Consider the following 5,846-nt stretch of genomic DNA (forward strand, 5'->3'; position numbering starts at 1 on the left):
TCGGCGCGGCGGCGGTCGGCCGTGGCGACGCGCCACTCCACCTCTGCAACCACCGACGCGGCGAGGTCGGCCAGCAGCCCGCGGTCGGCCCCGGTCCACTCGCGCGGCTCGCGGCCGATGACCGAGAGGACGCCCAGGGTCTCGCCGCCGGGCGTGCGCAGGGGCGCGCCCAGGTACGCCACGCCGCCCGCGGCCACGAGCTCGTCGTCGCGGAAGCGCGGGTCCAGGCGCGCGTCGGCCACGGCCAGCGGCTCGGGGCCGCGGCGCACGACGTCGCAGAAGGCACACGGCTGCGCGAGGCCGCGCGCCGAGGCGAAGGGCTCCGGAAGACCCACGAAGCTCTTGAAGAAGATGCGCTCGCCGTCGAAGACGGAGATGAGCGCCACCGGCGTGCCCAGCACGGTGGAGGCCAGCCGCGACAGCCGGTCCAGCGCTTCGTCCGCCGTCGCGTCGAGAAGGCCGGCCACCGCGGCGGCGTGTCTGCCCGATTGCATGAGAAGGGTCCTGCGAGTTTGTAGTGTCTGCGGGCCGCGGGAAAAACGGCCGCGCCGGCCGTGCGCTCGTTGGCGGCGGATCGGCCCGGAAGGTTCCCTGCGCACCCTGTAAAGCCCCTTCGCGAAGCACGGCCCATGCCGCCGTCCGCCTCAGGGCAAACCGGACACAACCCTTTGCACCAGCGGTTGTTACGCGATCACGACTGCGTTTGGGGTCGTACGCGAAGTGTAGTGGTTTCGAGCGTTTCCCGAAAGCTGTATACGATATTTACACCTCTGCGATCCCGCTCCACCGCCGGCACGTCCGGCCGGAGATGCGGAACACCGCACCGCCTTTCCGCATCCCCCGACCGGTTGCTCATCCATCCTCGTGCACTCGATCCACCCCGGCTCGTTCCGCCGCCTTTCATCTCACGGATCGCATCCCGTGGCACCTCCCGATCATCATCTCCCGATCATCATCTCCCGATCATCATCTCCCCATCATCATCGCTCGATCATCATCTCCCGAACCGTCATCTACCGACCGTCCAACTGGGTTTTCCGGATCGAGCGGACGATGGGTGGCGGCGCATCTCCCGAAGTCGGTGGATACGCGGTGTGGGAGATCGTTCTGTCCGGCGATACGCTTCCGTTGAGCCCGGTGGAGCTGCGTGGAAGCGTGCGTTCCCTTGCAACGGGGCGAGGCCGGGCGTACGGTATCCCGTTCCCGGCCGTTCCGCACCCCCGCACGCGCCCTCCTGCGGGGCGCCGCACCGACCCGCCCGTCCCGGAGAGTCCCGCATGCCCGTCACGATCCCGACCCGCCGCCGTGCCGTGCTCACGGCCGCGGCGCTGCTGGGGCTGGCCTGCCCGCCGCCGTCCGCCGCACAGCGCGGCCCCGCCCCCGCCGCACCGGCGACCTTCGACACGTCGGCGTTCTCGGCGCTGAAGTGGCGCAACATCGGGCCGAACCGCGGCGGGCGCTCCATCGCGGCGGCAGGCAGCCCGTCGCGGCCGCTGGAGTACTACTTCGGCGCCACCGGCGGCGGCCTCTGGAAGACGCGCGACGGCGGGACCACGTGGAAGCCGGTGTCTGACAGCGCCTTCACCAGCTCGTCGGTGGGCGCGGTGGCGGTGTGCGCGAAGAACCCGGACGTGGTCTACGCCGGCCTGGGCGAGACGGAGCTGCGCGGCAACATCATGCAGGGCGACGGCATCTACCGCAGCGCGGACGGCGGGAAGACGTGGACGCACGCGGGGCTGGACGACACGCACGCCATCGCCCGCGTGCGCATCGACCCGGACGACTGCGACCGGGTTTACGTGGCCGCGCTGGGCCACCCGTACGGGCCGAACGCGGACCGCGGCGTGTTCCGCACGGCCGACGGCGGGCGGACGTGGAGCAAGGTGCTGTTCCGCGGCGACCGGGCGGGCGCGGTGGACCTGGCGCTCACGCCCGGCAACGCGCGGGTGATGTACGCCGGCCTGTGGGAGGTGAACCGCACGCCGTGGTCGCTCTCCAGCGGCGGCCCGGGCAGCGGCGTGTTCAAGAGCGCGGACGGCGGGGATACGTGGACGGAGCTGACGCGCAACCCGGGCATGCCGGCCGGCATCCTCGGCAAGGTGGGCATCGCCGTCTCGGGCGCGAACCCGAACCGCGTGTGGGCCATCGTGGAGGCGGCGGAGGGCGGCGTATTCCGCAGCGACGACGCGGGGGCCACGTGGACGCGCGTCAACTCCGAGCGCAAGCTGCGGCAGCGCGCCTTCTACTACACGCGCATCTACGCGGACCCCAAGGACACGGCCACCGTGTACGTGCTCAACACCAGCGTGTGGAAGAGCACCGACGGCGGGCGCACCTTCCCGAAGGCCATCCGCGTCCCGCACGGCGACAACCACGACCTGTGGATCGACCCCGCCGATCCGCGGCGGATGATCGAGGCCAACGACGGCGGCGCCAACGTCTCCGTGACGGGCGGCGAGAGCTGGACGGACCAGGACTACCCCACGGCGCAGATGTACCACGTGGCCGTCACGCGCCACTTCCCCTACCACGTGTGCGGCGCGCAGCAGGACAACTCCACGGCGTGCGTGGAGAGCGACGGAAACGGCAGCCGCTGGTACGAGGTGGGCGGCGGCGAGAGCGGCTACGTGGCGCCGGACCCGCGCAACGGCGACGTGTTCTACGCCGGCAGCTACGGCGGCCTGCTCACGCGGCTGGACCGGCGCACGGGCCAGGAGCGCAACGTACAGGTCTGGCCGGAGAACCCCATGGGCCACTCGGCCGCCGACATCCGCGAGCGGTTCCAGTGGACGTACCCCATCGTCTTCTCGGCCACGGACCCGCGGGTGCTCTACACGGGCTCGCAGCACCTGTGGCGGTCGGCGAACGAGGGGCAGACGTGGGAGCGCATCTCGCCGGACCTGACGCGCGGCGACCCGAAGACGCTGGGGCCCAGCGGCGGGCCCATCACGCTGGACCAGACGGGGGTGGAGACGTACGGCACCATCTTCACCATCGCCCCCAGCCCGCGCGACGGGGCGGTGATCTGGGTGGGCTCGGACGACGGCAAGGTGCAGGTCACGCGCGACGGCGGCGGGCACTGGGCCGACGTGACGCCCGCCGCGCTGGGCGAGTTCGCGCGCATCTCCCTGATCGAGGCGTCGCCGCACCAGGCCGGGCGCGCGTACGTGGCCGCGAACCGGTACCAGATGGAGGACCGCGCGCCGTACATCTTCCGCACGGACGACTTCGGGGCGACGTGGACGCGCATCACCACCGGCATCCCGGCCGGCGACTTCGCGCGGGCGGTGCGCGAGGACCCGGTGCGGCCCGGCCTGCTGTACGCGGGCACCGAGCACGGCGCCTGGGTGAGCTGGGACGACGGCGCGCACTGGCGCTCGCTGCGGCTGGGGCTGCCGGACGTGCAGGTGGCCGACCTGATCGTCGTGGGGAACGACGTGATCGCCGCGACGCACGGGCGGTCGTTCTACGTGCTGGACCACGCGGCGCTGCTGCGGCAGCTCGCGCCCGCGGCGGTGGACGCGCCCTCGTTCCTCTTCGCGCCGGACGACGCGGTGCGCGGCTCGGGCGGTCTGAACGTCTTCTACACGCTCAAGCGGCCGGCGCGGCGCGTGACGCTCGACTTCCTGGACGCGAACGGTGCGGTGATCCGCAGCTTCACCGGCACGCCGGGCGACACGGCGAAGGCACCAGCCGCCAGCGGCGACGACGACGAGGACGGCCCGCCGCGCGGCCGCGATCCCAAGGTGGACGTGACGGCGGGGATGCACCGCTTCGTGTGGAACCTGCGCTACCCCGGCCCGGCGGACTTCCCGAAGATGGTGCTGTGGGCCGCGCGCCTCCAGGGCCCCGTCGCCGTGCCCGGCGCGTACTCCGTGCGCCTCACGGTGGACGGGCGCACGCAGACCCAGCCCTTCCGCGTGCTCAAGGACCCGCGGCTCACGGACGTGACGCAGGCGGACCTGGAGGCGGGCTTCCGCCTGGCGATGCAGATCCGCGACCGGACCAGCGAGGCGAACCGCGCCGTCATGCTCATCCGCGGCCTGCGCGAGCAGATCGACGCGCGCGTGAAGGACCGCGCCGATGCGGAGCTCACGGCCGCGGCGGACTCGCTGCGCGCGCACCTCGCCGCGGTGGAGGAGGAGATCTACCAGACGCGCCTCCAGAGCAGCCAGGACCCGCTCAACTACCCCATCCGCCTGAACAACCAGATCGCCGCGCTGCAAGGCGTGGTGGAGAGCGCCCAGCAGAAGCCGACGGACGTGTCGTTCACCGTCTTCCAGGAGCTTTCAACCCGCCTGGCCGCCCAGCGCGCCCGCCTGGACGCCATCGTCGCTACGGAGCTGCCGCGCTTCAACGAGCTGCTGCGGGCACGGAGGCTGGCGCGGGTGGCCCCCTCCCCGCTCGCTTAGGCTCGCCACCCCCTCCCCCAAAACTGCCTGGGGGAGGGGGTGTTTGGCATCCCTGCGCTTCGTCTCCCCCTCCGCCATCCAAGATGACTTAACGACATGTAGGGGTGCGATTTATCGCATCCGATCCGCTTCCGGATGCGCGGGCGCTTGTGTTCCGCGACCACTGCAGATCACGCGGTTGGCGTCTGCACTTGTGATTCGGACCGGCGATGCCGGCGCTGACGGACAGCCGGTTCGCCTCGGCGCGCGTTTTTCGCCGTCGGCGTGGAGCGACGGGGAAGCGGAAGATGCGTAACCATCTACCGCACGCTGGTGGATGTGGACGGTGTCGCGGGTTGACACTGCACGTTTGAAGACGCTTATTAGGATGCACCGGCTCACACCTGCATCTCGCATCTCGCGTCTCCGGGCGCAGTTACGGGAGATGGGCGGCCGGCGGAACGGAGGCGCGGACGGAGATCCCGGCCGCGGCGGGCCCCACGCGGGGCGCACACTCCACGCAGGAGGCTGCCATGAAGAAGCTCGCCCTGGACCTGCGCGACCTGCCGGTCGAGAGCTTCCCCACCAGCGACGCGGCCCAGTCCGCGCGCGGCACCGTCTTGGGCCTCGCGCCCACCAGCACGTGCTCGGCCGTGCCCTGCGCGCCCACGTCGTACACGTGCGGCGCGTTCCCGGACACCACGCGCCACGAAGGCGCGCGGGCCACCGCCGGGTGTTGCGTCTGACGCAGCCGCACCCGGACCCGAGCGAGAGGTCCACCGGCACCCGCGAACGGCGGGCACGCACGGTGGGCCTTTTTCGCTTCGGCCACGTCGCGGGCGGAACCCTCCGCCCACCCTGCCCCGCGCGACGGGGCGACCATCCACTCCCACGGAGGCACGGATGAAGAAGCTTGCCCTGGACACCGAAGCGCTGCGGGTCGAGAGCTTCCCCACCACCGAGGTGCTGGCCGAGGCTCGCGGCACCGTGCACGGCAACGGCAGCATCGTGCGCACGCAGGGCTACCCGTGCGGCCCCAGCGGCTACACGTGCGGCAACCCGCCCGCCGACACCACGCTGAAGGACGGGCCCATGACCACCCCCTGCTGCGTCTGACCCGCAGCGGGAAGCGGAGCGCGAAGAACGGCGGGGCGGAAGACGCCGCTCCGCCGCCCGCCCGCCACGCGCGGGCGCCCACCCCACGAAGGAGCCGCAGATGAAGAAGCTCGCGCTGAACACGGACGACCTGAACGTGGAGACCTTCCGGACCGCGCCCGAGGCGCCCGCGCCGCGCGGCACCGTGCAGGCCCACGCCACCGGCTTCACCTGCGGCATGGACCCGTTCGCGGGCGGTGCCGGGGCCATGGCGTCCGCGCTCTGCCACTGCGTCTGAGCACGGCCGCGAAGCCACGATTGGACGCGGCGGGGCGATCGCTCCGCCGCGGCGCAACCTCA

5 protein-coding genes are annotated in these 5,846 nt (G+C 72.1%); 4 read left to right on the forward strand and 1 reads right to left on the reverse strand.

All coding sequences use genetic code 11. The features are described 5' to 3' along the window. Positions 1-494 (reverse strand): GAF domain-containing protein (locus VFE05_10670; GenBank protein HET6230520.1); only part of this gene is annotated, 494 nt, incomplete at its 3' end. A 783-nt stretch (positions 495-1,277) separates the two neighbouring features. Here VFE05_10670 and VFE05_10675 point away from each other — a divergent pair. From VFE05_10675 to VFE05_10690, 4 genes are all read left to right on the forward strand, one after another. After that, positions 1,278-4,412 carry a hypothetical protein gene (locus tag VFE05_10675; protein ID HET6230521.1) on the forward strand — a complete coding sequence of 1,045 codons (3,135 nt, stop codon included), beginning with the start codon at positions 1,278-1,280 and terminating at the stop codon, positions 4,410-4,412. A 512-nt stretch (positions 4,413-4,924) separates the two neighbouring features. Further along, entirely contained in the window at positions 4,925-5,137 is a 213-nt protein-coding gene (locus tag VFE05_10680; protein ID HET6230522.1) for a hypothetical protein, read from the forward strand. A 157-nt stretch (positions 5,138-5,294) separates the two neighbouring features. Further along, positions 5,295-5,507 (forward strand): hypothetical protein, encoded by a 213-nt coding sequence (locus tag VFE05_10685; protein HET6230523.1) that lies wholly within the window; start codon positions 5,295-5,297, stop codon positions 5,505-5,507. Positions 5,508-5,607: 100 nt separating this feature from the next. Further along, positions 5,608-5,784 carry a hypothetical protein gene (locus tag VFE05_10690; protein HET6230524.1) on the forward strand — a complete coding sequence of 59 codons (177 nt, stop codon included), beginning with the start codon at positions 5,608-5,610 and terminating at the stop codon, positions 5,782-5,784. Positions 5,785-5,846: the final 62 nt, after the last annotated feature.

The sequence above is a fragment of the Longimicrobiaceae bacterium genome, assembly GCA_035696245.1.
Classification (GTDB): domain Bacteria; phylum Gemmatimonadota; class Gemmatimonadetes; order Longimicrobiales; family Longimicrobiaceae; genus DASRQW01.

Bases quoted from the DNA above. Each gene is read 5' to 3' on its own strand.
- VFE05_10675 (HET6230521.1), top strand. From the start codon at position 1,278: ATGCCCGTCACGATCCCGACCCGCCGCCGTGCCGTGCTCACGGCCGCG.
- VFE05_10680 (HET6230522.1), top strand. From the start codon at position 4,925: ATGAAGAAGCTCGCCCTGGACCTGCGCGACCTGCCGGTCGAGAGCTTC.
- VFE05_10685 (HET6230523.1), top strand. From the start codon at position 5,295: ATGAAGAAGCTTGCCCTGGACACCGAAGCGCTGCGGGTCGAGAGCTTC.
- VFE05_10690 (HET6230524.1), top strand. From the start codon at position 5,608: ATGAAGAAGCTCGCGCTGAACACGGACGACCTGAACGTGGAGACCTTC.